Genomic DNA, 25,932 nt, shown 5'->3' on the forward strand with positions numbered 1-25,932 from the left:
ATTGCTTCCATACCGGTATCCTTATAACGGAACCAACCAATAGCGCCACCACTTTGATTAAGTGAGAGTACACAGCCTGTTAAACTGTATCCCAACACATCCCACCGGCAGACGGGACCTGTTTCGGCGGAAGACCCTTTCCCTGTACGCCCGGCCTGCCGGCCGTGGAACGTATGCCATACGTTCCCTGACTTATGTCGTGTACAGGTACTGATGTTTACCGCGCCTCTATCGCATCCTATTTTATTAATGATTCCTTAACATCATACTATCAGAATCAGGAACTGTCAACATTTTTTCGCTTTCATGCCTGCTGCTGACCGCATGGATCAGCACATCCATGACTTCCTCAAAGCACACGCCATTGGCCGTGGGGATTTTTAATTCCTCGGAACGCCTGATGCACTGCTTCACAAAGGAGGCTGCCAGGCGCACCCCGTCCTCAAGCTTCCATCCCCTGACAGCTGCCGCAGCCACCACGGAGGAAAACACGTCCCCGGTTCCAGGCCTTTCCTGGCCCACCCGGATTGTTTTTGGAAAGGAAACCTCCCGTTCCCCTTCCGCCACTACATTCACCAGATAGCCGCCCTGGTTCACGCCGGTTATGACCACGGATTCAGGTCCCATGGCCTGGATATCCCTTGCCATCTCCTTTAATCCTTCCCTTGTCCAGCCTTTTTTGCGGTATGGCCTGTCCGTCAGGATGCAGGCTTCGGTCAGGTTGGGGGTGACGATGCTCCCCATGGATACCAGGGCTTTCATGCGCCTGCACATGACCTGTGTATAGGTGGCATAGGTTTCCCCGTGGTCGCCCATGATGGGGTCAATGATAATCTTCGTATCTTCATGTCCAAAATCCCGGATCATATCCATCACAATCCCGATCTGGTCTTCCGAACCCAGAAATCCGCTGACAATCCCGTCAAAGGACAGGTCCAGTTCCTTCCATTTCTCAATGTATCCAGGCATTCTGCCAGTATAATCATCAAAGAAATAGACCGGGAATCCGGTATGGTTGGATAGGATGGAGGTGGGGATGGGACAGCACTGCACCTTCATGGCGGATATGATGGGGATAGCCACTGTCAGGGAACAGCGGCCGTATCCGGATAAATCATTTATCATTGCAATCTTCTTTTGGCGGTATCCACTCATATCTGTCTCCTAACTATCGTAACCGGTCAAACAGCCCGGCCCGTATGAGGGCGCTGCGAAGGGGCATGTAGATTGCCACCGAAACAAAGGTGGAGGTGACGGCATTGATGGAGGTGCTGGTGATGTTCCATGCCAGTACCAGCTGGGCCGCAGGCTTTCCCAGTATCAGCAGCTTGTAAAAATATCCCACCATGGGGTCAAAAACCACATTGAACAGCAGTCCGCACACAGCCGCAGCCAGCACATAGCGCAGCACCTTCTTCTTATCACTGATTTCGTTAATCCTCCCAAGCCGGTGGGCCACCAGTCCTGTTATGAGGCCGATGCACAGCTTAAGGATGAATGTCTTGGGCGCATATACCACATACACCGGGTCAAACAGGTCCCCGATGGTCATGCCGATGGCGCCGCCCAGGCCGCCGTAAAAGCCGCCTAATATAAGGGCGCCCAGCACGCACACCGCATTGCCCAGATGGATGGACGTGGCGTCCCCGCCCGGAAGTGTGATCTTAATCTGCAAAAAGGTAAATACCACATAGGACATGGCTGCAAACAGCCCGGTCAGGGCCAGCTTATACAGATGCTTCTCTTCCTCCCCCGCATATCCTTTGGCTGTTATCTGGTTCACTTTCATACGCTTTCACTCCTTGGACCGCATTGCGGTTTATTTTATCCTGGTGATTCATCCATGGACTTCATGGTCCATATCTTATCACCGGAGTGGAGTGTTATAAATATCCAGTTTTATGCTTTTTGACCAGTCCAGTTCCACCGTTGCATGGATATTGGCCTTAGTCATGGGATTCCACCACAATCAGCACGCCATCCGTAAATGTGATGGTGCCTTCCTCCCCAATCAGCTCATTGCTGATGCACAGGCTGGTGCCGATCTCAATATCCTTGTCAAGAAGAGGATATTTAAATCCGGTCAGTGTGATGCCGTCCACATGCTCGGTCAGCGGAAGAAAGGAAATGTATCTGCCCCACAGTCCGCTGCTCCTGAAGGTGCGCTCCCCGTCAATCAGGTATATCCGGTTCTGGCAGTCCAGTATACAGGCCTCTATCCCCTTCTGGAGGCAGGGGAACAGCAGGTGGATATTGCCCAGCATGTGGTCCATGCGCCCGCCTGTGGCCCCCAGTATCACTATATGGGTACAGCCCATGGCCTGGGCCTTTAACAGGGCCAGTTCCGTATCGGTCTCATCCTTTTCCGGCTGATGGGTATCCCAGATAATGTGCTCCTTCTGTCTGTAATACTGAAGTATCCCGGGCTTTACCGTGTCAAAATCCCCCACAACCATATCCGGTTCCAGTCCCAAGGCCTTTACTGCCTCCAGTCCGGCGTCCACTGCGATTATTTTATCAAATGTTTCCTGTTCCAAAAAAGAGCCGGCGAAAGACAGGTCCAGTTTTCCGCCGGTAATGATCAGACATCGTTTCATATCCTTATTCCTTACTTGGTCAATCCATACTGAATCAATCCATACTAAATCAATCCTTTGTCCAGGTTCCTGGGAAACTTACTGCATGGAGCTGAATATCTCCACGAATTCCTTTGTCCTTGCAGCCGCATCCCCGCCAAACACAGCAGATCCGGCCACGAACACATTGGCGCCCGCCAGCATGATCTCCTTCACATTGGCAGCGCTGACGCCGCCGTCCACCTGGATATCCACAGGAAGCCCCAGGCTGTCAATCCTGGCCCTCAGCGCCCTTACCTTGTCAAGGGTGTAGGGAATGAATTTCTGGCCGCCAAAGCCCGGGTTCACGGTCATGATGAGCACCATGTCCAGCTGGTCCAGGATGCAGTCCAGCGCCTGGATGGGTGTGGCGGGATTTAAGGCAACGCCTGCCTTTAAGCCCAGGTCCTTAATCTGGTTCACCACGCGGTCCAGATGGGTACAGGCTTCGGCATGGACCGTAATGATATCCGCGCCGCAGGATTTCATGTCCTCCACATACCGCCCCGGCTCCTCCACCATCATATGGACATCAAAAACAGCTTTTGTACAGGAACGCAGGCTCCTGATGACCGGCATCCCAAAGGAAATGCTGGGCACAAAAGCCCCGTCCATCACATCCAGGTGGATGTATTCAGCCCCTGCCCGTGCCACGGTGCTGACCTGGGATCCCAGATTGCAGAAATCAGCCGCCAGGATTGACGGCGCCAATTTATAGTGCATTGTTAATACCTCCTCTTTTTCTTAAGCTCCTCATACATCAGAAGATAATTCTCATAACGGCTTCGGCTCAGCCTGCCGTCCTTCCTCGCTTCCTTTACCCCGCATACCTTCTCGCCCACATGGACGCAGCCAAGGAACCTGCAGTCCTGCTCATACCGGGCAAACTCAGGAAAGTAGTCCTTCAGGTCCCCTTCCTCCAAATCCGGTGTGAACATGGAACTGAATCCCGGCGTGTCCATCATGTACGTGTTTTCCTCCACGTAGAACAGCTGGGAATGGCGGGTGGTATGCTTTCCCCGCTCTATTTTCCGGCTGATATCCCCTGTCTCCATGGCTGCCCGGGGCTGGATACAGTTGGTCAGTGAGGATTTTCCCACTCCCGACGGGCCTGCCAGGACCGAGGTTTTTCCTCTGAGGATTTTCCTCACCTCTTCCACCCCTGTTTCATCAATGGCGCTGATGAACTTCACCTCATACCCGGCAGCCTCATAGATGCTCCTGTAGGTCTCCATCAGCCCGTCATCCCCTAAATCCATCTTGTTGAAACAGATGATGACCGGAACCTGCTGTATTTCCATCATGACCAGGAAACGGTCCAGCAGGTTCAGGTTGGGGGACGGATGGGTCAGGGCAAAGACCACCAGGGCCTGGTCTATATTGGCCACTGCCGGCCGCACCAGGGCATTGGACCTGGGAAGGATGGCATCGATATTGCCCTCCCCCCCTGCCTCATCCAGAACAGAGAATTCCACATTATCCCCTACCAGGGGCTTTATCTTTTTATTTCTGAAAATCCCTTTTGCCTTACACTCATAAACCCGGTCTTTACCATCATGCACATAATAAAAACCTGCAATTCCCTTAATTATCTTACCAGTCATAAACTCCTCTTATCCCACCGGGAAAAATGTCACCGGGTAGGATGCTATTACAGTCAGATCCGCGCTTCCTGCGTCCACCACTTCCACGGTACCGCTGTCCACGCCATAAGCGCCCTTAATCCTGGGAATCACCACAGGTATGGTCTGTGCGCCTACTACAAGCCTTTCCTTCATAAGCGGTGTATATACAACGTCTCCGTTTACCGTCTGTTTTAGCCGGATCATCACACGGACACTGCTGGTCTGGGACGCCGGACCTATGTAGTTGCTCAGGGAACAGGTGGTATCAATGGAACTGAGATAATACTGGGAAGCATCTGTCTCCGATGCGTCCGGTTCCCCGCTTACCACATAATCCACAGGGGTGCCGGGGGCCAGTATGGTATCAGGAAGCGGCACCTGGTTAATGACCAATCCTTCCGCCACCGTATCGCTGCGCTCCTTTGTCACATTGCCGGTCACAAGCCCTGCTCCTGCCAGGAGCGCATCCGCGGAAACCTGGCTCTGCCCTATGAGGTTTGGCACCCTTCCCAGCTCATTCTCCACTCCTTTGCTGACAAAAAGGGTAACCCGCTCCCCTATCTTAGCAGTCTCGGGGCTGAAGCGCATGATGGTTCCCGCTGCCGCCGTGCTGCTGAATTCTTCCTTAACATCTACCGCAAGTCCCTTTTCCTCCAGAAGTCTGGATGCATCCAGGACAGTCAGCACCGTAAGGTTCAGGGTGCCCAGGTTTACCTTATCGCTTCCCTTGCTTAGTGTAACCCCCACCGTGCTTCCTTTGTCCACAACCGTATCCTGGACAATGGTCTGGGCCATGATCTGGCCTTCCGGGTAATTATCCGAGTAATCGCTGCCCGTCACTTCCAGCTTCAGGTCCACCTGTGCCAGTTCCTCCCGCGCCTGCTGTTCCGTCATGCTGAGGATATAGGGCACATAGGTCTGGTTATCCGTAATATTGACCTCCAGGCTGGCAGTCTCCGCCTCCGTGCTTACAGCCACCGTGGGCTTTTCGCTGGTTCCGGCCCGGAACAGGCCTGTAAGTCTTGAAAACACAAACAGGACCACAGCCACGATGATGATGGCGGCCGCAATGCCGATTGCGGTGACAATGCGTTCAAACTGTGTGCTGACATCTTTGTCTTTCTGCCTGGATGCCAGGTGGGACGGGCCTTTGCGCTCCCTGCGGTTCCTTTGAGGGGGATCAGCATGGTCATCCCTCAGTTCCTCCTCCCCAAGGCTTCCCCTGGACGGCTTCCTGCTTTCCTGAAGGTTCAGCAGTTCTTCCCTGGATATGGACCTGGTCCTGCCAAGCTCATCCTCTTCCTCATCTGCTGCGTAAATATCACAGTCAGGCTCCATCAGCGCCTTCCTTAAGTCGGCTATGACATCGGTCACATTGGAATAACGGCGCTCCGGATGCTTCTGGGTGCATTTGAGGATAATCTGTTCCAGGGCATGGGACACCTCGGGCACATACATCCTCGGCGGCGTCACCGGCTCCTCCAGATGGGCCAGGGCAACGGTAATCGTGTTGTCCCCTTCAAACGGGACCTTTCCTGTAACCATCTCATACATGGTGATGCCAAAGGAATAAATATCGCTGCGCTCATCGCAGTATCCGCCCTTGGCCTGTTCCGGGGATATATAATGGACCGATCCCACGGCAGTGGCATTCATGGTCTGGGTAGACACGGCCCTGGCAATCCCGAAATCTGCCACCTTAACCTTGCCGTCCCTGGAAATAATCATATTCTGGGGCTTGATATCCCGGTGTATGATATGCTGTTCATGGGCAGCGCCGATTCCCTGTGCAACCTGGATGGCAATGCCGATTGCCTCCTTGCTCTCCAGATGCCCCTTTTTCTCAATGTAATTCTTAAGGGTAATGCCCTCAATCAGTTCCATGACAATATAGTGCAGCACATCCTCGTCCACGACGTCGTAAACACTGACAATATTAGGATGGGACAGGCGGGCCGCTGCCTGGGCCTCCATCTTAAACTTGCCTACAAAATTTTCGTCAAAAGCAAATTCTTCCTTTAGGACCTTGATGGCCACCAGACGGTTCAGTGTATGGCACTGGGCCTTATACACAACAGACATGCCGCCTGAACCGATGCGCTCCAATATCTCGTACCTGTTCTGCAGGTATGTTCCGGGGTTCAGCATAAACCATCCTCCCTTCCCAGCGGATTCACAAGAACCACGGCAATATTATCAATACCGCCCTGGCGGTTGGCCTCCTGAATCAGGCGTGACGCCTTTTCCTTAAGGCTGCCCTCCCCTGTTATGATCCTGCACATGGATTCATCGTCCACCATGTTGCTCAGTCCGTCTGAACAGAGAAGGATATGATCCCCCTCTTCCAGGTCCACCTCAAAGAAGTCCGGCTCCACATCCCTGCCGATGCCCATGGCCCTTGTAATGATGTTCTTGCGGCTGTTGTAATCCGCGCTGCCCCGGCGCATCTGCCCCATGGCAACCATTTCCTCCACATAGGAGTGGTCCTTTGTGATCTGGCGGATGGTGTTGTTATGTATCAGGTAGAGACGGCTGTCACCCACATTGGCCACATAGAGCAGGTTATCCTCCACCACCCCGGCCACCAGGGTACATCCCATGCCTTTCAGTTCTTCCCTGAGGAGCGATTCCTCATACAGCAGTCCATTGACAATCCCTATCCCTGTTTTCAGCTGCATCACAGGGGATCCCTTGCCTTCCCTGTTAAGATAGATTACCAGGTTCTCAACCGCAAACCGTGAAGCATAGTCCCCGGCCTGGTGGCCGCCCATTCCGTCAGCTACCAAAAACAGATTGGGAAGGGAGCCAACCCTTTCCGGCGATGAATAGATATAATCCTGATTCATGGATCTGACCTGGCCTATGTCTGTTAACGCATATGCTTCCATGTTTACCCCACCTCCGTTTCCATATAGCTTTTGCGCAGCTGGCCGCAGGCTCCGCCTATGTCACGGCCCATTTCTCTTCTTATCGTAACATTGATACCGTTTTTTTCAAGCAGATCCCTGAAATCCGCAATGGCCTTTTTGCCTGACTGCACGTAATCCCGTTCCTTGATGGGGTTCACCGGAATCAGGTTCACATGGCCATGCTGGTCCTTGATCAGGCGGCTCAGGGCCCTGGCCTCATCCAGATTGTCATTGACGCCCTGGACCAGGCTGTATTCAAAGGTAAGCCTGCGCCCTGTCTTCTCATAATAGTAATGGCAGGCCTCCAGCACATCCCCTATCCTGTAGCGGTTCGCAATGGGCATCAGCGTCCTGCGCACCTCATCATTGGGGGCGTGGAGGGACAATGCAAGGGTGACGGCCAGGCCTTCCTCTGCGAACTGCCGTATACCGGGCACAATGCCGCAGGTGGAGACGGTCAGGTTCCTCTGGCTGATATTAAGCCCCTTTTCATGGGAAATCAGGCGCAGGAAACGGATTACATTGTCGTAATTGTCAAAGGGTTCTCCTGAACCCATCACCACCACATTCGAAACCCGCTCACCTGTATGGGCCTGTATCCGGTAAATCTGGTCCAGCATTTCCGAGGGCCTCAGGTTCCGCTCCAGCCCATCCAGGGTGGATGCGCAGAAACGGCAGCCCATCCTGCACCCCACCTGGGAGGAAATACACACGGAATTCCCATGATGATACTGCATCCACACACTTTCTATGATATTGCCGTCCTCCAGGCAGAAGAGGAACTTCCTGGTCCCGTCAATCCGGGATATGCGTTCATCCGTGATGGAAAGGCATGTAAGGCTGTAATTGTCCTTCAGCTTCTGCCGCAGTTCCTTGGACAGGCTTGACATCTGGTCAAAACTTCCGGCCAGCTTCACATGGATCCAGTCATAAATCTGTTTTGCCCTGAAAGATTTCTCCCCCAGGGCCGCCATCTCCTCTGTCACTTCTTCCAGTGTCATGGATTTTATATCTTTACGGCCTTTGTTATCCGTCAAATCCAACATAGCATAACTCCTGTTTCTTTCATAATCATCTACATGTCCCGTTCCATACCTGACCCGGCAGCGCAGCTGCCGCCCTCAGGCGCGTCTGAACACACTGATGAAAAAACCGTCAAATGGGTGGATGCCCGGAAGGAACTGGATCCGTCCCTGCTTAAGGGAAGGTTCATCAAAGCTCCCTCCCAGCCTGCCGGATAAGTCCACCGGCTCCAGCGGGAAATGATCCGGCAGCCACATGGCATTGTCTTCATTTTCCATCCTGCTGATGGTGCAGGTGCTGTACACCAGGGTTCCTCCCGGCTTTACATACTTCCATACCACTGAAAGGATTTCCCGCTGAAGCCTGGAAAGCTCCTCCATCTTATCCATGGTCATATTGTATTTGATATCCGGCTTTTTGCCGATGATCCCAAGTCCGGAACAAGGCAGGTCCGCTATGACGATATCTGCCTTTTCCATGGCATCCTCATCAGGCACAAGGGCGTCCCAGACCACTGTCTTTATATTGGCAGCGCCAAAGCGGGCCACATTTTCCTCAATCAGGGCTGTCTTCTGATAACTCAGGTCCCGTGCTTCCACCATTCCCGTGCCCTTAAGCTTATCCGCCAGGTGCAGGCTCTTGCCTCCCGGGGCAGCGCATACATCGATGATGTAATCCCCTTCCCCGGGATCTGCCAGCTCCCCCACAAAGGCGGAAGCAGCGTCCTGGACCTGGATCCATCCGTTTTGGAAGCATTCCAGCCCTTCCAGATAATCATAGCCTGAAATTGCCAGCACAGAGGGCAGGCAGGCAAGTTCCTCCGCCATTACCCCCTGGGAATCCAGGGACTTAAGGATTTCCTCCCTGGAAGCCCTGCTAAGGTTGCAGCGGACCCATGTGGGCCTGTCTTCAAGAAAAGAGGCGGCAATCATCTCCGCCTTTCCGCTGCCATATTCATTTTCCCACATATCGTACATCCACTGGGGAATGCTGTAGGCCAGGGCAGGGGAATCAAACACCAGGGAAGCCTTTTCCCTGGATATGGTCCTTAATACCCCGTTCACAAACCCTTTAAGTCCAGTGAAGCGGCGTCTCACCGCCAGCTTCACGGCTTCGTTGCAGGCAGCGGAATCCGGCACCCTGTCCATGTATAATATCTGATACACGCTCATCCGCAGAAGGTTGCGGATAAGCGGTTTCATCTTGTCTGTCTTTGTCTTTGAGTACTTGTTGATGATATAGTCAATCTGCAGGAGATATTCCAGGGTTCCCTCTGTCACCCGGGTGATGAACGCCCGGTCCGACTTATCCAGGTACTGGTACTTGCGCAGGGCCTGGTTCAGCACCAGATGGACAAAACTGCCCTTATCCAGCACCTCTGCCAATATATCCAGCACAATCTCCCGGTTTTCCATTCCCCGGTCCGACTTCCCAGCCATCAGTCCCTCCTTCTGTTAAAAAGCATCAGCAGGCGCAGAAGCTGAAGAATGGAGGCTGCCGCCGCTGCCACATAGGTGAGGGCCGCCGCGTTCAGCACGCTTCTGGTCTGTCCCACTTCCTGTCCTGCCAAGATTCCCGTGGAATCAAGAAGGGTAACCGCCCTGTGGCTTGCGTTATATTCCACAGGCAGGGTCACCAGCTGGAACAGGACTGCCAGTGAAAATAGGACAATACCCGCAAAGGCAAGGCCGGAACCGCCGCTTCCTAACAGCAGGCCGACAAGGATAAGGGGCCATGCCAGCTGGGAACCGAGGTTGGCGGCAGGCACCAGGGCCGCGCGGATTCTTAAGGGCGAATAGTCCGCCGCATCCTGCATGGCGTGGCCGCACTCATGGGCAGCAACGCCGATGGCGGCAATGGACGTGGAGCCATATACCGCATCCGACAGGTTGACTGTCTTGGACCTGGGGTCATAGTGGTCGGTCAGGCTGCCCGGCACGCGGCGTATGGTCACGTCGTAGATGCCCTGGGAATTCAGCAGCCGTTTGGCCGCCTCGGCGCCGGTAAGGCCGCACATGCTCCTGACAGCTGAGTAACGCTGGTACGTGGCATTCAGTTTAGCAGAAGCCATCATGGATACGATGACGCCAATCAGTACCAGAATATAGGTTGAATCATAAAATGGAAAAAACATGGTTATTCATCACTCTCTTTCATTATGCAAAGTCACTGTTGTGTCCTGTTCACAAACACATCCCCGGCCGGTATGGGATATCCGCGCAGGAATGTTTCTATATCCATACGCTTCTTTCCTTCCATCTGGAGTTCCTTGATGGAAAGAAGGCCCTGTCCTGTCCTGACTGCCAGGCAATGCCTGTCAGACAGCGCCACCCCTCCGCAGGGCAGTCCGTCCCCGGGATTCCCATCCGCAAGCACATCTGCCGCCCAGATTTTGATGGTCCTGCCGTTCCACATGGTGTATGCGCTTGGCCACGGGTTAAGGCCGCGTATCAGGCGTTCAATGGACCTGGCGTCCTGATTCCAGTCAATGTCGCCAAGGGACTTGGTCAGCATCTTGGCATAGCAGGTCCCTTCCTCTGTCTGGGGCGTGCGCACCGCCGTCCCTTCCTCCAGTTTCCTGAGGGTGGAGAGGATCAGGCTGCCCCCTGCCAGGCTCAGCTTATCATGAAGGCTGCCCCCGGTCTCCTTGTCGCCGATGGGTATGACCACCTTCTCCAGCATGTCGCCGGTATCCAGGCCCACATCCATCATCATGGTGGTTATGCCCGTCTCTTTCTCACCGTCAATGACGCACCACTGGATGGGAGCAGCTCCCCTGTACTTGGGCAGCAGGGATGCATGGATGTTGACGCAGCCATACCTGGGAAGTTCCAGCACGTCCTTTGGAAGGATCTGGCCAAATGCAATCACGACAAACACATCCGCATCCATCTCCCGCAGCACCTGGATGAAGGCCTGGTCCCTTACCTTTGCGGGCTGGTAAACGGGAATCTTATATTCCAGCGCCTGAACCTTCACAGGCGTCATCTGCATCTCTTTGCCCCTGCCCTTTGGTTTGTCCGGCTGGGTCACCACGGCAGCCACATCATGTCCTGCCTCCACCAGCGCCTTAAGCGTGGGCACGGAAAAATCCGGTGTTCCCATAAATACAATACGCATGTTCCCACTCCTATTCCACAATCATATCTGTAAAACCCTGTAATATACGTTCCTACTCAGTAATCCCTTCCTCAGGCTCGGCGCCGGCGTCCACCAGCTCCCCTTCCACCAGTTCCACATACATCTGGCCCTCCAGATGGGCTACCTCATGGCAGATGGCCCTTGCCAGAAGTCCCTCGCCCTCTAACTCGTAAGGCTCCATGTTCTCGTCCAGGGCCTTAACCTTCACATAGTTCGGGCGTGTCACGATACCGGACTTTCCCGGAAGGCTTAAACATCCCTCGTATCCGGTCTGGCTTCCCTCCTGTCCGATTATCTCTGGGTTAATCATCACATACTGGTTGCCGTCGTCCACATCAATGATCACAATCTGCTTCAGGACCCCAACCTGGGGGGCAGCCAGACCGCAGCCATTGGCCTCGTACATGGTTTCAAACATATCTTCAATCAATTCCATGGTCCGCCCGGTCATCTCCTTCACAGGCTTGCACTTCTTTGTTAAAATATCATCTCCCATAATCCTTATCTGTCGAACTGCCATTTTCTACCAATCTCCTTTTATCATGTTAAATCATACTGTATGGTCAGGCCAAAACGGCCCTCAGCCTCCTTAAGGCGGAGTTCTGCCATTTTCCTAATCTGTATCAGTATATCATAATTTTCATGCTTTATATATAAAATTTTTCTATAAATATCATTAACTTTGTAAACAGGCGCATTCACAGGACCAATCAGCTGCAGGCCCCTGCCGGGTCCTGCCTGTTCCTGTCCGGCCTTCCAATCCTCCACCCATCCCGCGGCCCGGCCCGCAGCCTGTTCCACCACATCCTCCCTGGGACATGCCATATGGATGGTCAGGAGGGCCACGGCAGGCGGATACCCCAGAAGGCGCCTGTATGCCATCTCCTGGCTGTAGAACGCCTCATAATCCTGCTTTGCAGCTGCCTGGATACAGTAGTGGTCCGGCTGGTAGGTCTGGATGACCACATCCCCTTGAAGCCGTCCTCTCCCGGACCTTCCCGCTGCCTGGGTCAGGAGGGCAAATGTCTGCTCCCCGCAGCGGTAATCCGACGCAAAAAGGGAAAGGTCCGCAGCCAGGGCGCCCACCAGGGTGGCCTTGGGGAAATCATGCCCCTTTACAATCATCTGGGTCCCGATGAGGATATCTGCTTCCCCTCTTGCAAAGGCGGAAAGTATCTCCTGGTGGCCTCCCTTTTTCGAGGTGGTGTCCAGGTCCATCCGAAGGATCCGCGCATCCGGGAACCGTTCTGCGGCCATGGTCTCGATTTTCTGGGTCCCTGTCCCAAAAGGGGCGATATACCGGGAGCCGCAGGAAGGGCATACCTTTGGCTGTTCCATGGTATAACCGCAGTAATGGCACATCATGCGGCCATTCCTGTGAAGGGTCAGCGTCACGTCACAGTGGGGACATTTGATGGCCTCCCCGCAGGACCGGCAGGATACAAAATTAGCATATCCCCTGCGGTTGATGAAAAGCATGATCTGTTCCCTTTTAGCCAGCCGGTCCTCCATCTGTTCCTGAAGGCGGCGGCTGAAGATGGAACGGTTGCCCGACCTCAGTTCCTCCCGCAGGTCCACGATTTCCACTTTGGCAAGGCTGGCATCTGCTTTTGCCCTCTCCTTCATGGTAAACAGGCCGTATTCCCCCCTCAGGGCTTTTGTGTAGGATTCCAGGGACGGGGTGGCCGACCCAAGGATCAGGGATGCGTGGTTGGCCTCTGCCCGCACCGCGGCAGCCTCCCTGGCGTCGTACCGGGGGGAAATCTCGCTCCTGTAGGCATTTTCATGCTCCTCATCAATAATGATAAGGCCCAGGTTTAAAAATGGGGCAAACAGGGCGGACCGCGGACCGATCATAATGTCAATATCCCCGGTTCTGGCCCTTTCATACTGGTCATAGCGCTCTCCGGCAGACATCCTGGAATTCATTACGGACACCCGGTTTCCAAAACGTGTAAAAAACCGCATCACGGTCTGCCATGTAAGCGATATCTCCGGGATCAGGACAATCACCTGACGCCCTTCCCGCAGCACATGGGCAATCAGCTCCATGTAGACCTCTGTCTTTCCGCTGCCCGTGATTCCATGGATCAGATAAGTCTTACGTATCCCCTCATCATATTCGCGGATGATGGAATCTGCGATTTCCTGCTGGGCCCGGTTCAGGGAGGGCGGCGCGGCCTGGGTCCCGGCAGCGCCTTTGCCGGCCGGCATCTCCCCTTCCAGGGGCCTTCCGGCCAGCCGCTGCATCTCCAGCAGCGGATTCCGGTACCGCTCCACCACCTCCACCTTAAGGACGCCGCCCTCCACAAGGGGCTTTATCACTGCCGCCGTCAGGCTTAAACGGTTCATGGCTTCCTCATACGGGATTACCGGCGCCGTGATAAATGCCTCCAGCAGCCGCAGCCTGGCCTTATGGTTCTTCTTCCTGGCCTCTTTTACGGCCTTCTCAAGCCCTGCCTGGTCTAAAAGGCACTTTATCTGCCGCTTAGGCGCCTCCCTTACCTTCTGCCTGACCGGAAGCACTGTCTTTAATGCCTGGTTCATGGTGGATCCATACCGCTCCTTCATCCACCATGCAAGCCAAATAAGCTGGGACTCTGCAGTCACGCTTCCCTGCACAATCCCAGCCACTTCTTTTATCCTATTCCCGTCTATCTCCGCCTGGTCAGTCAGCCCCACCACGTATCCTTTGCGCTGCCGGTTGCCCTGGCCAAAGGGGATATAGACCTGCTGTCCCGCATGAACGCTGCCGGACAGGTGTTCCGGTATCCTGTACTGGAATGTCCTGTCCACACTTTCATGGGAAATATCTATGATAATATTGGCATATTCCTGCCCCACCTGCGTCACCTGTCTATCTTAATTCATTCTGAACTCCAGACTATTATACATGACAACAGCTAAAAAAGCAAATTCCGGAAAAGCCAGGTCAGGCCAGGCACTTTTCCAGCACGCCGAAAAGCCGTTCATAGTCAATGGGTTTGGCAACATGGTCATTCATGCCGGCTGCCAGCGCTTTGGCAATATCCTCTGCAAACGCATTGGCTGTCAGGGCAACCACCGGGATGTCCGCTGCCTGGGGATGGGCGCTTTCCCTGATTTTCCTGGCCGCCGTATACCCATCCATCACAGGCATCTGCAGGTCCATGAGTATGGCCTGGAAATACCCGTCCTCCGATGCCTCGAACGCGCTTAATGCCTCCTGTCCGTTAAACGCGCCTTCCGTACTGATTCCCGCCTCCCAAAGGATGGTCCTGACGATTTCCATGTTGATTTCATTGTCCTCTGCCACAAGGACCCTGGCATTCCTGCCAAAAAAAACATCCCTGTGCCTGCCCGCGTCCACAATCTTACCGGATACATCCTCTTCCTTATGCCCATCCTCATCCAGCTTCAGGCTCAGTGTCACGGTAAAACGGCTTCCCCTGCCCGGCTCGCTCTCCACCTGTATGCTGCCCTGCATGGCGTTTATGATTCCCTGGGTAATCGGCATGCCAAGACCCGTGCCCTCGATATGTGTCTCCCTCACCTTTTCATCCCGGAGAAAAGGTACGAAAATATACTTCCTGAACTCTTCTGTCATACCAATCCCGCTGTCTTCCACGATGAATACAAAATTGCCGAAGCCGGCAACCCTCTGGGCCACTTCTTTTACGGTCAGTTTAACGACTCCGTTCCCAGGCGTATATTTGACGGAATTGGACATCAGGTTTAAAAGTACCTGGCGCAGACGCCCGCTGTCCCCTATCAGGCGGCGGTGCTTAAGGTCCGCCGTATCCACCTTCAGCAAGTGGCCCTTTTCCTCCGCCGACGGGCGGATGATGGTCAGCACCTCCCCCACCAGCTTATCCATGCAGAACGGCCCGTCCATAAGCTGCATCTTTCCTTTTTCAATCCTTGACATATCAAGGACATCATCAATCAGGGCCAGCAGATGGCTGCTGGACATATTGATTTTCTTCAGGCAGTCCTCCACCCGCTCCGGCTCGTGGCTGTGGGACATGGCAATGGCTGTCATCCCTATGATTGCGTTCATGGGGGTGCGGATATCATGGGACATCCGGGCCAGGAAATTGCTCTTTGCCTCGCTGGCCTCCTTGGCTGCCTCATAGGCAGTCATCAGCGCCTTCCTGTTTTCCTCCTCCTGCTGCATCTCATTTATCTTCTGCTGGTGGATGTTCATATTGGCAAAAACCACTTTTGACACACCTGCGTCCTTCATCTGGGCCACGCTGAACCGGGAGCGCACCCACTGGACACGGTCCGGGTACCTGCGCCTGAAGTCAATGTCATACACAGGCCGTTCCTCTGACAGGATCTGCTTTAAGAACTCAGGGCTTCCCGCCCTGCGCATCTTTTCCTGGTCCCGGGGGTCTACATGTTCACGGATGAATTTTTCATAATATACCTTCAGGCTTCCTTTTGGAAATTCTCCTGCCTTCTCTATGTAATCCTCCTGCCAGACCGCTTCCTCCACGTCATTGTCCAGGTCAAACAGATAGATGGAATAATAACACTGGCACAGGTTGGAAAGCACATTGTCCCTGAGCCTGGCTTTTTCCCTGAGCATGATGGTATCGGTGATGTTCTGGTGATATCCCCTGAGGCATATCCCATTTTCATGGCTTTCATCCCGGACGCCCCCGCAGCGCACATAGATGGTCCCCCACAGCGGATGTTCCCAGGGGTACTGGACTTCCGCCCGCTTATTGCGGATCATCTCATCAACGCCGGTTTCTATCATGGGATAAAAATCAGGGTCAATCCGGTCATACCATACCCGGTAGCATTCCTCCGGGGACGGCATCCCTTTAAGGCCAAGGAGTTCCAGCATGGCCTTATCCCCGTACATCCTGGGTTCCCTCCCCTCCTCAAGCTCAATGGTCCACAATCCGGTACGGGCCATGCGCAGAAGTTCCTGCACACTGTCCATATCCATAAAATGCTCCTGCATACACGCCTGCCTCCCTCTTATGTTTATTATCAATCAGACCGATGCGGCCCGTTTTTCAAAGCCCTTAAACCTTAAGGTGAAAACGGCTGCCCTGAATATCCAGTCTATGAACATCCCGTACCAGATTCCCATCACCCCAAGCTTACATATGTACACAAACAGGTATGCGAACCCGATGCGGAAGGTCCACATGGAAAATACGGACACAGCCATGGTGAACCTGGCATCCAGGGAAGCCCTCAGGGTGTGGGGAATGGTAAATGCCAAGGGCCATACAAGCATGGCGATACTGTGGGCCGTAATCAGCTCCCGGGACAGCCTTAGGGCCTGTTCGGACAGCCGGTAAATCCCCACCAGTTCCCCTGAAAACAGTACCATGGACGAGCTGAGCACCAGCAGTATGGCATAATTCACCCCTATCAGGGACTTGGCATAGCGCTTTGCCTCGGAGAGCCTTCCGGCCCCCACGCACTGGCCCACAATGGTGATAAGCCCCAGTCCGATGGCGGTCCCGGGCAGGTACAGGATGGTGACCAGGTTGCTGGCAACCGCATACCCTGCAATCGAGGCAGTGCCCAGTGAGGACACAAGGCTCTGCAGGAATATCTTGCCAAACTGGAACATGCCGCTCTCCAGACCGCCCGGTATGCCGATGGAAAGGATGTTCTTAATCATGCCCATATCCGGCACCAGGGACTTCATGCTGCTCAGGCGGATGGAATTGCGGCGGTCCTGTATAAGGACAAACATCATGGCTGCCGCGATGATACGGCTTAGCAGGGTGGGATAGGCCACCCCTGCCACCCCCATCTTAAGACCGAACACACAGATGGCGTTGCCTGCAACATTGATGAGGTTCATCACCAGGGATGTCATCATGGACACCTTGGAATTCCCCATGGAGCGGAACAGGGCCGCACATGCGTTATACAGCCCGATAAATGGATATGACAGCGCCGTTATCAGGAAATAGGTCTGGGCATTGTCCATCACGGACAGCTCCACCTTGCCGAATATGGCGCCCAGAAGATGCCGGTTGCCGATAATGGCAATAAGGGATATGACCATGGACAGGGCCAGGGTAACGCTGACCAGCTGTCCAGCCGCCTTGCGGGCGTCCCTTGGCTGTTCCTTCCCGAGATACTGGGCTGAAATCACCGCGCCTCCCGTTGCCAGGGCTCCCATGATCTGTATGATCAGGACGCTGATGGAATCCACCAGGGATACCCCGGACACGGCTGCCTCGCCCACGGCCGCCACCATCACCACGTCCACCATCCCCACCAGTACCGCCATGATCTGCTCCACAATCAGGGGGGCCAGCAGTTTTATCAGTTGTTTTCTGGAAAACATGTTGCACCTTCCTTATACCACCTCATAACATCCGCCCTCACCCGCCCGGATGCAGGCAGAGTAAAAGTGTGCTGCCACCCTGGTAAGATAACATGTATCCATTACGCCTGCCGTTTCATAGGGCGAGTGCATGGACAGCTGGGGAAGGCCGATGTCCACCGTGTTCAGGGACACATGGGCATTGCTTATATTGCCCAGGGTAGATCCCCCCGGCATGTCCGAACGGTTGGCAAAGGTCTGGAAGGGAACCCCGGCCCTTTGGCACAGGGCCTTGAACATGGCTGCCGATACCGCATCCGTTGTATACTTCTGGTTCGCATTATACTTGATTACAATCCCCTGGTTCATATAGGGACGGTTGGTGGGGTCTGCCCGGTCCGGCAGGTTGGGATGGACTGCATGGGCATTGTCCGCCGATATCATGAAACTGGATGCCAGCGCCATCAGGTATGCCTCCTCATCCCTGCCAAGCCCGGTGTTAATCCGCCTTAGGGTGTCCATAAGGAAGGTGGAATCCGCTCCCTGCTTGGTACCGCTGCCCACTTCCTCATTATCAAACACGGCATGGACCGCAATCCCCTCCGCGGGTTCACTCTCCAGGAATCCCTTAAGGGATGCAAATGCACACTGCAGGTCGTCAATCCGCCCGCAGGAAAAGAACTCATTTCCAGCCCCCCATATGGTTCCCGGCATCCGGCTGTACAGGAACAGGTCGTGGCCCAGGATGTCCTCCTCATGGACACCTGCCGCATCAGCCACAAGCTTCATGAACGTCCCCTTGGAATCATGGCCGCCAAACAGGGGGATCATATCCACCTGGGGGTTGTATTTGTATCCATCGTTGACCTGACGGTTAAAATGGATTGCCAGGTTGGGAATCATCAGCAGGTCACGGTCCACCTTCACAAGCTTTGATACCAGGCAGTTCCCAGCCTTCACCACCAGGCGTCCGGCCACTGACAGGGGCCTGTCAAACCATGGGGCGCACAGCATGCCGCCGTATTTTTCCACATTCAGCCTGATATAATGGCCTTCGGATTCCATCTCCGGATTTTCCTTAATCTTAAAGGTAGGCGAATCACTGTGGCTGGCCATGATCTGGTATCCCCCGCATGTTCCGGCCGGTATCCTGAACGATAGGATGGAGGACTGGTTCCTGGTCACGAAGTACGACCCGTTCTTTTTTAATTCCCACTTTTCCCCTTCATGAAGCTCTGTAAATCCTGCTTCCCTGAGGATTCCCGCTATATTGGCCACTGCATGGAAGCTGGTGGGGCTGTCCTGCAGAAAACGTATCAGTCCTTTGGTCAGCTGGATGCACTCTGCATTCTCAATACGCATCATTAATCTCCTTTGTCAATCATTTCCTTTTCATACCATCTACTGTACCACAAACAGGTTCATCAGGCAATAGAGCGTATTTAATTCTCCCTGGCCGCCAGCCAGGGCAGGATGAACCCAAGACCTACCAGCACAAAGGGCGTTACGATGTTGAGCACCAGCTGGAACAGGTCGTCGGAATAGATGCCGGTGATACAGGCAAATGCGGTAAAACCGAAACACCAGACCCCCACCAGTATGCCTGCCGTCCTGCCTTTTAAGAACCGGTACTGGGCGTGATAGGCATCCCCTGCCTTCTTAAGCGCGATATAGGCCACGAATACCCACAGGTAGCGCAGGGGCATGCAGACCGAGTTGACCTTTACCAGCCAGCGCACCAGCACATCCACATTCCTGATGCCAAAGGCAGGCACGATGATCAGGACGCAGACAATGAGCATCACCAGCCTGTGACCGTTCACATAGGTGCCGTGTTCATTTTTTTCAAACATCTTCCTGGGTATGAAGCGTGTATCCGCACTGTCCAGGAGCATCCGCAGGGGCGCGTCCACGGACAGTACCATGACGGAAAACTGGCCAATCAGGTTGGTAAGGGCATAGACAATCACAAAGAAGTTACCCATATGATAGTACTCCCCCAGCCTCTGGAAGGCGTAATAGGCGCCGTTTGTCATCAGGTCCGGCGGGATATGGCTGGAATCAAACATCATCCCAAGGGCAACGGTCCCAAGTATGGCGGTCACTGCCACCATAAGGGCCAGGGCCGCCATCCCCTTGGAGAAATCCCTGGACGGGTCCTTCATCTTATTAACATAGGGGGATATTTTCTCACATCCGCCCACTGCGAAGACCAGGATGGAAAGCCCCATGAAGAAACTGGCGTCAAAGGTGGGGATGAAGGTCTTTAACGACCATTGGATGGTCATGAAGGTCCCTCCTGTCAATGCCGGGGCAGCCACCATCATTGCAATGAACAGCATGGACATGATGAACATGGTGGATCCGGCCAGGGCGGACAGCCGCTTAAGGACACCCATGCCCTTGCTGGACAGGTACATGGCAAACAGGAATATGACCAGGCAGATCAGCTGCATGACCGTTGTATCCATACTGCTGGCCCTCTTGTCCTGGAACAGCGCCCAGCTGGCCGCAATCACCGTGGAATTGGGCTTCTGGGAAATATAAGGCATGTGCACCACCCAGTAGGTCCAGCCCGCATAATACGCCATCCTGGGACCGATGGTCTCCTGAATCCAGGAGCTGACGCCTCCTCCCGCGTCTTTAAAGGTGGAGCCCAGCTCGCCAACCATCAGGGCATATGGCACGAAGTAGATGGCAAATATCAGGATCCAGGAAACAATCGCCCTGAGGCCTCCGTACTCCGAAAACCCGTTGATCACATTCCCAAAGCCCCAGACCGTGGAAAATGCCATGAAGGCAAGGGTATGCCACAATATCTTTTTATCATCGTCCCTCTGTCCCATTTAAGTAGTTCTCCTTTTCCGGTTAAATTGTCTTTCTGAAGGATTATTCTTACCAGAATCATGAAAGATATGAGCCATGTGCCTGTTTTTTCATTCTTTGGTAATCGGCCAAAAAAGGCAGTCCAGGCAGATGTCATACGACACCGGCCAGAGTCTGCCTTTTAAGAATCATCATAATCAATTGTCTGTTCCGGAATCTGCCAGATACTGCTTCAGCATCTCCTTCATTTTTCCTTCTTCATACTCCATCCCTTCCAGGCTTTGAAGGAACCGGCCGTGGTCCTCTGTATGTTCCGTATCAGAGTACAGCCTGGGACCTGTCATATATCCATCCTCCACCTTAAATGCCAGCTGGTAGATTCCCCGCCCCCCGGCCTCTTCCACAACCAGCTCACACCCCGGGCTTTCCCCGTAAATCCATTCATGGCTTCCATAACCGTAATCATCGCCCGGCATATCCGTCTCTTTCAGCCAATGGACCTGTCCCGGCCCCATCACGGTGAAAAAGCGGTCTGCCAGGCGCCTTAAGAGCCGGCTTACCGTTATGTCCCCTGCCATCTCACTAAGGTTCATCACCCGTTTCCTCACGGAATCAATGCCATGGGACTGCAGTTTCCTTACGCTCACGGTAAGGCATCTGTCCATGGCTTCCAGGTCCGCATCCACCAGGATGGTTCCATGCATCAGCATATTGTCCTGCTCCTCGTAAAAGGCCATGCCTGTGATTTTCCTCCCGTCAGCCAGCAGATCGTTGCCCGAGGCCTCCACCGGACGCCCTGAGGTTTCTTCTATCTCACTGCGTACGATTTCCCTTAACCGCGCCCCGTCCGCCTGGCCGCGTCTGTAAAGAAAGGTGAAATTCAGGTTGCCCCTGTCCTGGTAGACCGCTCCCCCGCCGGAAGGGCGCCTGGCGATTGCAATGCCCTGGCTTTGACACTCCTTTGGACGGCATTCCAGCCAGGGACACTGGCTGCTCCCCAGCACGATGGTCCTGTCATTGACCCACAGATAAAGGATGCATTCCTTATCATGGAGCTGCCGCAGCAGCCTTGTCTCCAGTGTAAGGTTCCGGTACACGTTCCCGCAGCCGGATACCACCACCCTATTCATAATTATGGATTGCCCCCACGGTCAGGCCCAGGGCGGCTTCATGGATTCCCTCCCCCAGTGTGGGATGCGGGAATACGGTACGGATGATTGCCTCGGCAGGAAGATGGTTTGAAAGCGCCAGGGCAAGGATTGATATGAGGTTGGATGCATCAGGTCCTGCCACGGCAGCCCCTAAAAGCGCTCCGTCCGTCTCCCGGGCCAGCAGCTTGACAAACCCGTCCCTTTCTTCCATGGTCAGTGCTTTTCCATTGGCAGCAAAGGGGAAACGGCTTACCCGGTAAGGGATACCCTCCTTTTTTAACTGGCCTTCCGTCTTGCCCACAGCCGCAAGCTCAATGGTTGAGAAAATAACGGATGGTATAAAATCATATTCCATGGCGTGCTGTTTCTGGAGGATATGGTCAACCGCCGCCATTCCCTGATGGGACGCGGCATGTGCCAGCTGGATTTTACCTGTCACATCACCGATTGCATAAATCCCGTCCACATTGGTCTGCATGTGGGAATCCACCTCGATTGCCCTTCCGTTCTCCGTAAGCCTTATGCCTGCATTGTCCAGCTTAAGCCCCTCCATGTCCGCGGCGCGTCCCACTGCAACCAGCACCTTATCCGTAACCAGGTATTTTTCACAGCCATCTGCTTCAAATACCACGATGCACCGGTTGTTTTCACTTTCACGGATTTCCTTCACCCGGACGCCTGTGCGGATATCCGCCCTACCTTCCAGCACATGAAGCAGCGCCCCTGCTAAATCGCTGTCAACCGTTGGCAGTATCTGTCCTTCATATTCCAGTACGTGCACCTGTTTGTCAAAGGCCGCGTAGATTCCGGCAAACTCCATGCCAATCACACCGCCTCCGATAATGGCTATGGATGTGAAATCTTCTTCCAGGTCCAGGGCCGAGGCAGAATTCAGCACGTTCTTCCCGTTTATGCCGGGTATGGGCAGTTTAAGAATCCGGGAACCGGAAGCAATGATGATATGGTCAGCCTTAACCGTGGTGCGGTTAAGCCCCTGTGCCACCAGAAGTTCCTTTTCCCCCTGGAAGGAAGCAGCTCCCCTGACCAGCCGGACATCATTGGCCTTTAGAAGGGACTCAATCCCCTGGCGCAGTTCCCCCACCACCTGGTTTTTATGGCTGATTACCTGATGCATGTCAAAGGAAACCTCTGGGCAGGATACGCCGAATATGGCCGAGGACTGCAGCCCATGGTACCTGGCCGCGCTGCTGACAATGGCCTTGGTAGGGATGCACCCTGCATTCAGGCAGGTGCCGCCTACCTTTCCTTTTTCAATCAGGATAACGGATTTTCCCTGTCTTGCCGCATAGATGGCTGCCTCGTAGCCTCCCGGTCCTGCCCCGATGACGGCGATGTCACAGGTAAGGGTTTCCTTTTTACCGGGCAGGGTGTATGCAGGGGACGGCTTCCCTCCCTTATCCTTCCCGGACCTGTTATCCGGGGAAATCCCTTTTATCCCCATTTGTTTTTGGACTGCCTGTTCCCCGGCTTCTTCATAACTCACCCTGGCCAAAATGTCCCCGGCGCCAATCTCCTGTCCTTCATGAACAAAAAGCTCCATAAGGGTTCCTGCCTGTTCTGCTTTTACCACGGTATTCAGTTTCCCGCTTTCCGCTTTAAAAAGAGGGGCGCCCGCCTCAAATGCCAGGCCCTCTTTCACATAAATCTTTGTAACCTTATATTGTTTGCCCTTGTCGGCTGCCTTGAATATCAGTTCCATGTCCTTCTCCCTTCGAAAAAGGGACGGCTGCATCTCCCTGCGCAACCGTCCCTGTTTATTCCATCTGCCTTTAAGTATGCCTGAAAAGCGCTGTCTTTCATATACTATTCAAAATCATGCTCGAATTCGTCCACCGCATCCTTAAGTGTCGTAACCGTATATGCCATGCTCGGTCCTCCGCCGAATGCCACTGCAACCATGGCTGCCTCTAATATCTCTTCCCTGGTGGCACCTGCCTCATACGCTTTATACACATGATAGACAATGCAGTACTCGCAGCGGTTATATGCGCCGATTGCAACGCTGATCAGTTCCTTTGTCTTGACCGGGAGCGCGCCTTCTGCATAATTGGTTCCCAAAAGATTCATGAATGCCTGGACATGTGCTTCATTGGTTTCACTGAGAGTACCCAGACCGCCTACAAAATCATTCAACATGGTTCTTACATCTTTCATTTCAGACCCCTCCAATATTTTTCTTGCAGTACTAATAGTTAGCACTACAAGTATTATGTTATAAATATAACACGGAATTATCAGTTTGTCAACTAATGTTCCGTGTTATTAAGCATCTGGCCCAGTACCTCTTTGAAAACTTCCAGTTTTTCCTCGTCAATCCCCTTAATGGCGTCCTCCTTAAACTGCTCCACACGCCCAAGAAGCCCCTGGTAAAGTTCCATTCCCTGCTCCGTCATCTCCAGGTAACGGACCCGCCTGTCCGTCCTGGAACAGACCCTCCTTAACATATGGTCGGCCTCCATACGGTCCAGCAGACGAACCACGGTCGGCTCCTTCAGGTTCATCTTATCCGCCAGCTGTTTCTGGGTAATGGAAGGGCAGCCGTTCACATAGTACATGGCAATCCACTGCACACGGCTGATGCCGCTGCCCTCAAACCGTTCCTCCAGCCGTTCAGCCAGGACTTTGGCTCCCCTGCTTGTAATATATGCAATACAATCCTCTAACCGGAACATCCCTTTCCACCTTCCCGCCCATACAGCCTTATATCCTGAATCAGAGTATAACACCGGCGGTCCGGCACGTCAACCATCCATTTTCCAGACCTAAAAAACCATCTTCTGTCCAATCCCGGTTTCCAGCGCCCGCTCATAAACAGTCATGGCGCAGTTCACATCGTGGGCCCCCATGCCCATATGTGTGGAAACAATGATTTCATCCTCCCGTTCCCGGCCATGGACTTTTCCGGTGAGAAGTTCCGTCATATCGCCGTAAACATCCCCTTCTTTCAATAATCCGCCAGGATTTAACCGCGGGGACTGTAAAATATAGGCATCCGGCCTGCAGTATCCCAGGTACCATTTGTCTGCCTTTTTTCCAATCTGCGGGTCCAGGTCCCGGAATCCTTCGATTCCAATCACGGTTGCGCCGGGCTTTAGCATGTCCCAGGCAACAAGAGGTGTCTGGGAGCCGGATGCCATGAGGATCAGGCTGCTTCCGGTTACCGCCTTTAAAGGACTGTCACAGGGGATTACCTCCACCCTGTCCTTCAGTTCCTCCCTTACCGCCTCTATGGGGCCGGTGCTCCTGCTGAAGATACGGACCTGCCTGATGCAGGGAAACTGGGCAAGCATTCCCCTGATGCCGGACCTGGCCTGGGCACCGCATCCGCAGACCGAGAGGACCTTTGGTCCTGGCAGGCACAGATGCCTGGCCTGCACCACGCCATGGCCTCCGGCCGTGCGCATGGCAGTAATGTTCTCGGCCCCTACAAGCGCCATAGGGGACCCGCTTTTTGTATCGCTTAAGATGACCAGGGTTCCATGGCAGAACGGATAACCTGGCAGCGGGTCTGCGTAAGTGCTGATCCATTTAACCCCTGCCACGTTTCTGTAATGGAGGATAGCCGGCATGGAATGGAAATTGTTCATCTTCGCCTCATCCACATACATAAGCGCCATATCGCCCACCGTGATGTCCCCCAGACCAATATGGAGGAATGTTTCCTCTGCTGCTGCAATCGCATCAGCAGGGGTCAGCAGGGAACACACATCTTTCTCATTTAAAAATACCATATGATTCATCTTCCTAACCCCGCTTCCTACATCTGTAATTAACATAAAGCCTATTTCCTTATGGATTGTATCAGGACATTGCAGGCCTTGGCGCTTTCACTGTCCCGGTACTCCTCCTCCGTCACACAGGTTAAGGCGTCAAAGGAACAGGCCCTTACACAAGCCGGCTGCAGCCCATGCCTCACCCGTTCATTGCAGCCGTCACATTTAACCATTTTCCCGTCAGGAACACGGTATCTGGGGGCGCCGAAGGGACAGGCCATGGCGCAGCTTTTACAGCCGATACAGTTGGTATTATCATAAACAGTAAACCCTGTTTCCGGATCCTTGCCCAGGCATCCTGCCGGACAGGCGTCTATGCAGGGAGCGTCCGTACAGTGCATGCAGGCAGCGGACAGGTAGACGCAGGTATTGCTGCCGTCCGCCTCTTCTATCTCCTGGTCAAAGGTTCTGCGGTAACAGGAACCGCCTGCCGCCAGGTCAATATCATTCTGGTCCATGCATCCCATCATACAGGCAGAGCAGGCACAGCATTTATCCGGATTAAATACAAAAACACGTTTCATCATTTTTGTCATTCCTTTCGCTTCGCTCAAGGCAC

General features: G+C 53.9%; 23 protein-coding genes and 1 riboswitch. All 23 genes read right to left on the bottom strand.

Going from position 1 to position 25,932, the window contains the following annotated elements:
• Positions 1 to 32 precede the first annotated feature (32 nt).
• A riboswitch (Lysine riboswitch) is annotated at positions 33 to 239 on the bottom strand.
• Between the two features lie 7 nt (positions 240 to 246).
• A complete protein-coding gene (locus tag DWX59_RS15100; RefSeq protein ID WP_117560019.1) occupies positions 247 to 1,155 on the bottom strand; it encodes a pyridoxamine kinase in 909 nt (302 codons plus the stop codon).
• 13 nt (positions 1,156 to 1,168) lie between these two features.
• Entirely contained in the window at positions 1,169 to 1,789 is a 621-nt protein-coding gene (locus DWX59_RS15105; RefSeq protein ID WP_117560020.1) for an ECF transporter S component, read from the bottom strand.
• A 157-nt stretch (positions 1,790 to 1,946) separates the two neighbouring features.
• Entirely contained in the window at positions 1,947 to 2,597 is a 651-nt protein-coding gene (locus tag DWX59_RS15110; protein WP_117560021.1) for a thiamine diphosphokinase, read from the bottom strand.
• Between the two features lie 78 nt (positions 2,598 to 2,675).
• Complete coding sequence (gene rpe, locus DWX59_RS15115; RefSeq protein WP_117560022.1) at positions 2,676 to 3,338, bottom strand: ribulose-phosphate 3-epimerase; 663 nt, start codon at positions 3,336 to 3,338, stop codon at positions 2,676 to 2,678.
• A gap of 2 nt (positions 3,339 to 3,340) precedes the next feature.
• Positions 3,341 to 4,219, bottom strand: coding sequence for a ribosome small subunit-dependent GTPase A (rsgA, locus tag DWX59_RS15120; RefSeq protein WP_117560023.1), 879 nt, complete (start codon positions 4,217 to 4,219; stop codon positions 3,341 to 3,343).
• Positions 4,220 to 4,228: 9 nt separating this feature from the next.
• Positions 4,229 to 6,388 (bottom strand): Stk1 family PASTA domain-containing Ser/Thr kinase, encoded by a 2,160-nt coding sequence (gene pknB / locus DWX59_RS15125; RefSeq protein ID WP_117560024.1) that lies wholly within the window; start codon positions 6,386 to 6,388, stop codon positions 4,229 to 4,231.
• Complete coding sequence (locus tag DWX59_RS15130; protein WP_117560025.1) at positions 6,382 to 7,128, bottom strand: Stp1/IreP family PP2C-type Ser/Thr phosphatase; 747 nt, start codon at positions 7,126 to 7,128, stop codon at positions 6,382 to 6,384. Before DWX59_RS15130 ends, pknB begins: the two co-directional genes overlap by 7 nt.
• Before the next feature lie 2 nt (positions 7,129 to 7,130).
• The gene (gene rlmN, locus DWX59_RS15135; RefSeq protein ID WP_117560026.1) at positions 7,131 to 8,195 is read right to left on the bottom strand and encodes a dual-specificity RNA methyltransferase RlmN; all 1,065 of its coding nucleotides are present in this window, start codon (positions 8,193 to 8,195) and stop codon (positions 7,131 to 7,133) included.
• A 75-nt stretch (positions 8,196 to 8,270) separates the two neighbouring features.
• Positions 8,271 to 9,611 carry a 16S rRNA (cytosine(967)-C(5))-methyltransferase RsmB gene (gene rsmB, locus DWX59_RS15140; protein ID WP_117560027.1) on the bottom strand — a complete coding sequence of 447 codons (1,341 nt, stop codon included), beginning with the start codon at positions 9,609 to 9,611 and terminating at the stop codon, positions 8,271 to 8,273.
• Positions 9,611 to 10,306, bottom strand: coding sequence for a zinc metallopeptidase (locus tag DWX59_RS15145; RefSeq protein ID WP_117560028.1), 696 nt, complete (start codon positions 10,304 to 10,306; stop codon positions 9,611 to 9,613). Before DWX59_RS15145 ends, rsmB begins: the two co-directional genes overlap by 1 nt.
• A 32-nt stretch (positions 10,307 to 10,338) precedes the next feature.
• Entirely contained in the window at positions 10,339 to 11,292 is a 954-nt protein-coding gene (fmt, locus tag DWX59_RS15150; RefSeq protein ID WP_117560029.1) for a methionyl-tRNA formyltransferase, read from the bottom strand.
• Positions 11,293 to 11,344: 52 nt separating this feature from the next.
• Positions 11,345 to 11,833 (bottom strand): peptide deformylase, encoded by a 489-nt coding sequence (gene def / locus DWX59_RS15155; protein ID WP_117560030.1) that lies wholly within the window; start codon positions 11,831 to 11,833, stop codon positions 11,345 to 11,347.
• A gap of 20 nt (positions 11,834 to 11,853) precedes the next feature.
• Positions 11,854 to 14,157, bottom strand: coding sequence for a replication restart helicase PriA (gene priA, locus DWX59_RS15160; RefSeq protein ID WP_117560031.1), 2,304 nt, complete (start codon positions 14,155 to 14,157; stop codon positions 11,854 to 11,856).
• Between the two features lie 88 nt (positions 14,158 to 14,245).
• Entirely contained in the window at positions 14,246 to 16,270 is a 2,025-nt protein-coding gene (locus tag DWX59_RS15165) for an ATP-binding protein (protein ID WP_117560032.1), read from the bottom strand.
• Between the two features lie 33 nt (positions 16,271 to 16,303).
• On the bottom strand, positions 16,304 to 17,623 hold the full coding sequence (locus DWX59_RS15170) for an MATE family efflux transporter (RefSeq protein WP_117560033.1): 1,320 nt from the start codon (positions 17,621 to 17,623) through the stop codon (positions 16,304 to 16,306).
• Positions 17,624 to 17,635: 12 nt separating this feature from the next.
• Positions 17,636 to 18,964 (bottom strand): M18 family aminopeptidase, encoded by a 1,329-nt coding sequence (locus DWX59_RS15175; RefSeq protein WP_117560034.1) that lies wholly within the window; start codon positions 18,962 to 18,964, stop codon positions 17,636 to 17,638.
• 80 nt (positions 18,965 to 19,044) lie between these two features.
• Entirely contained in the window at positions 19,045 to 20,448 is a 1,404-nt protein-coding gene (locus tag DWX59_RS15180) for an APC family permease (protein WP_117560035.1), read from the bottom strand.
• Between the two features lie 177 nt (positions 20,449 to 20,625).
• A complete protein-coding gene (locus DWX59_RS15185) occupies positions 20,626 to 21,558 on the bottom strand; it encodes a lipoate--protein ligase family protein (protein WP_117560036.1) in 933 nt (310 codons plus the stop codon).
• Complete coding sequence (gene lpdA, locus DWX59_RS15190) at positions 21,551 to 23,299, bottom strand: dihydrolipoyl dehydrogenase (RefSeq protein ID WP_166460234.1); 1,749 nt, start codon at positions 23,297 to 23,299, stop codon at positions 21,551 to 21,553. Before lpdA ends, DWX59_RS15185 begins: the two co-directional genes overlap by 8 nt.
• A 104-nt stretch (positions 23,300 to 23,403) precedes the next feature.
• The gene (locus DWX59_RS15195) at positions 23,404 to 23,754 is read right to left on the bottom strand and encodes a carboxymuconolactone decarboxylase family protein (protein WP_117560038.1); all 351 of its coding nucleotides are present in this window, start codon (positions 23,752 to 23,754) and stop codon (positions 23,404 to 23,406) included.
• A 92-nt stretch (positions 23,755 to 23,846) separates the two neighbouring features.
• Positions 23,847 to 24,272, bottom strand: a complete 426-nt coding sequence (locus DWX59_RS15200) for a MarR family winged helix-turn-helix transcriptional regulator (RefSeq protein WP_117560039.1) — start codon at positions 24,270 to 24,272, stop codon at positions 23,847 to 23,849.
• A 90-nt stretch (positions 24,273 to 24,362) separates the two neighbouring features.
• The gene (locus DWX59_RS15205; RefSeq protein WP_117560040.1) at positions 24,363 to 25,376 is read right to left on the bottom strand and encodes an ornithine cyclodeaminase family protein; all 1,014 of its coding nucleotides are present in this window, start codon (positions 25,374 to 25,376) and stop codon (positions 24,363 to 24,365) included.
• A 5-nt stretch (positions 25,377 to 25,381) separates the two neighbouring features.
• Positions 25,382 to 25,932 (bottom strand): 4Fe-4S dicluster domain-containing protein (locus tag DWX59_RS15210; protein WP_353626767.1); only part of this gene is annotated, 551 nt, incomplete at its 5' end.

It is taken from the genome of Enterocloster aldenensis (assembly GCF_003434055.1).
Taxonomy (GTDB): Bacteria; Bacillota; Clostridia; order Lachnospirales; family Lachnospiraceae; genus Enterocloster; species Enterocloster aldenensis.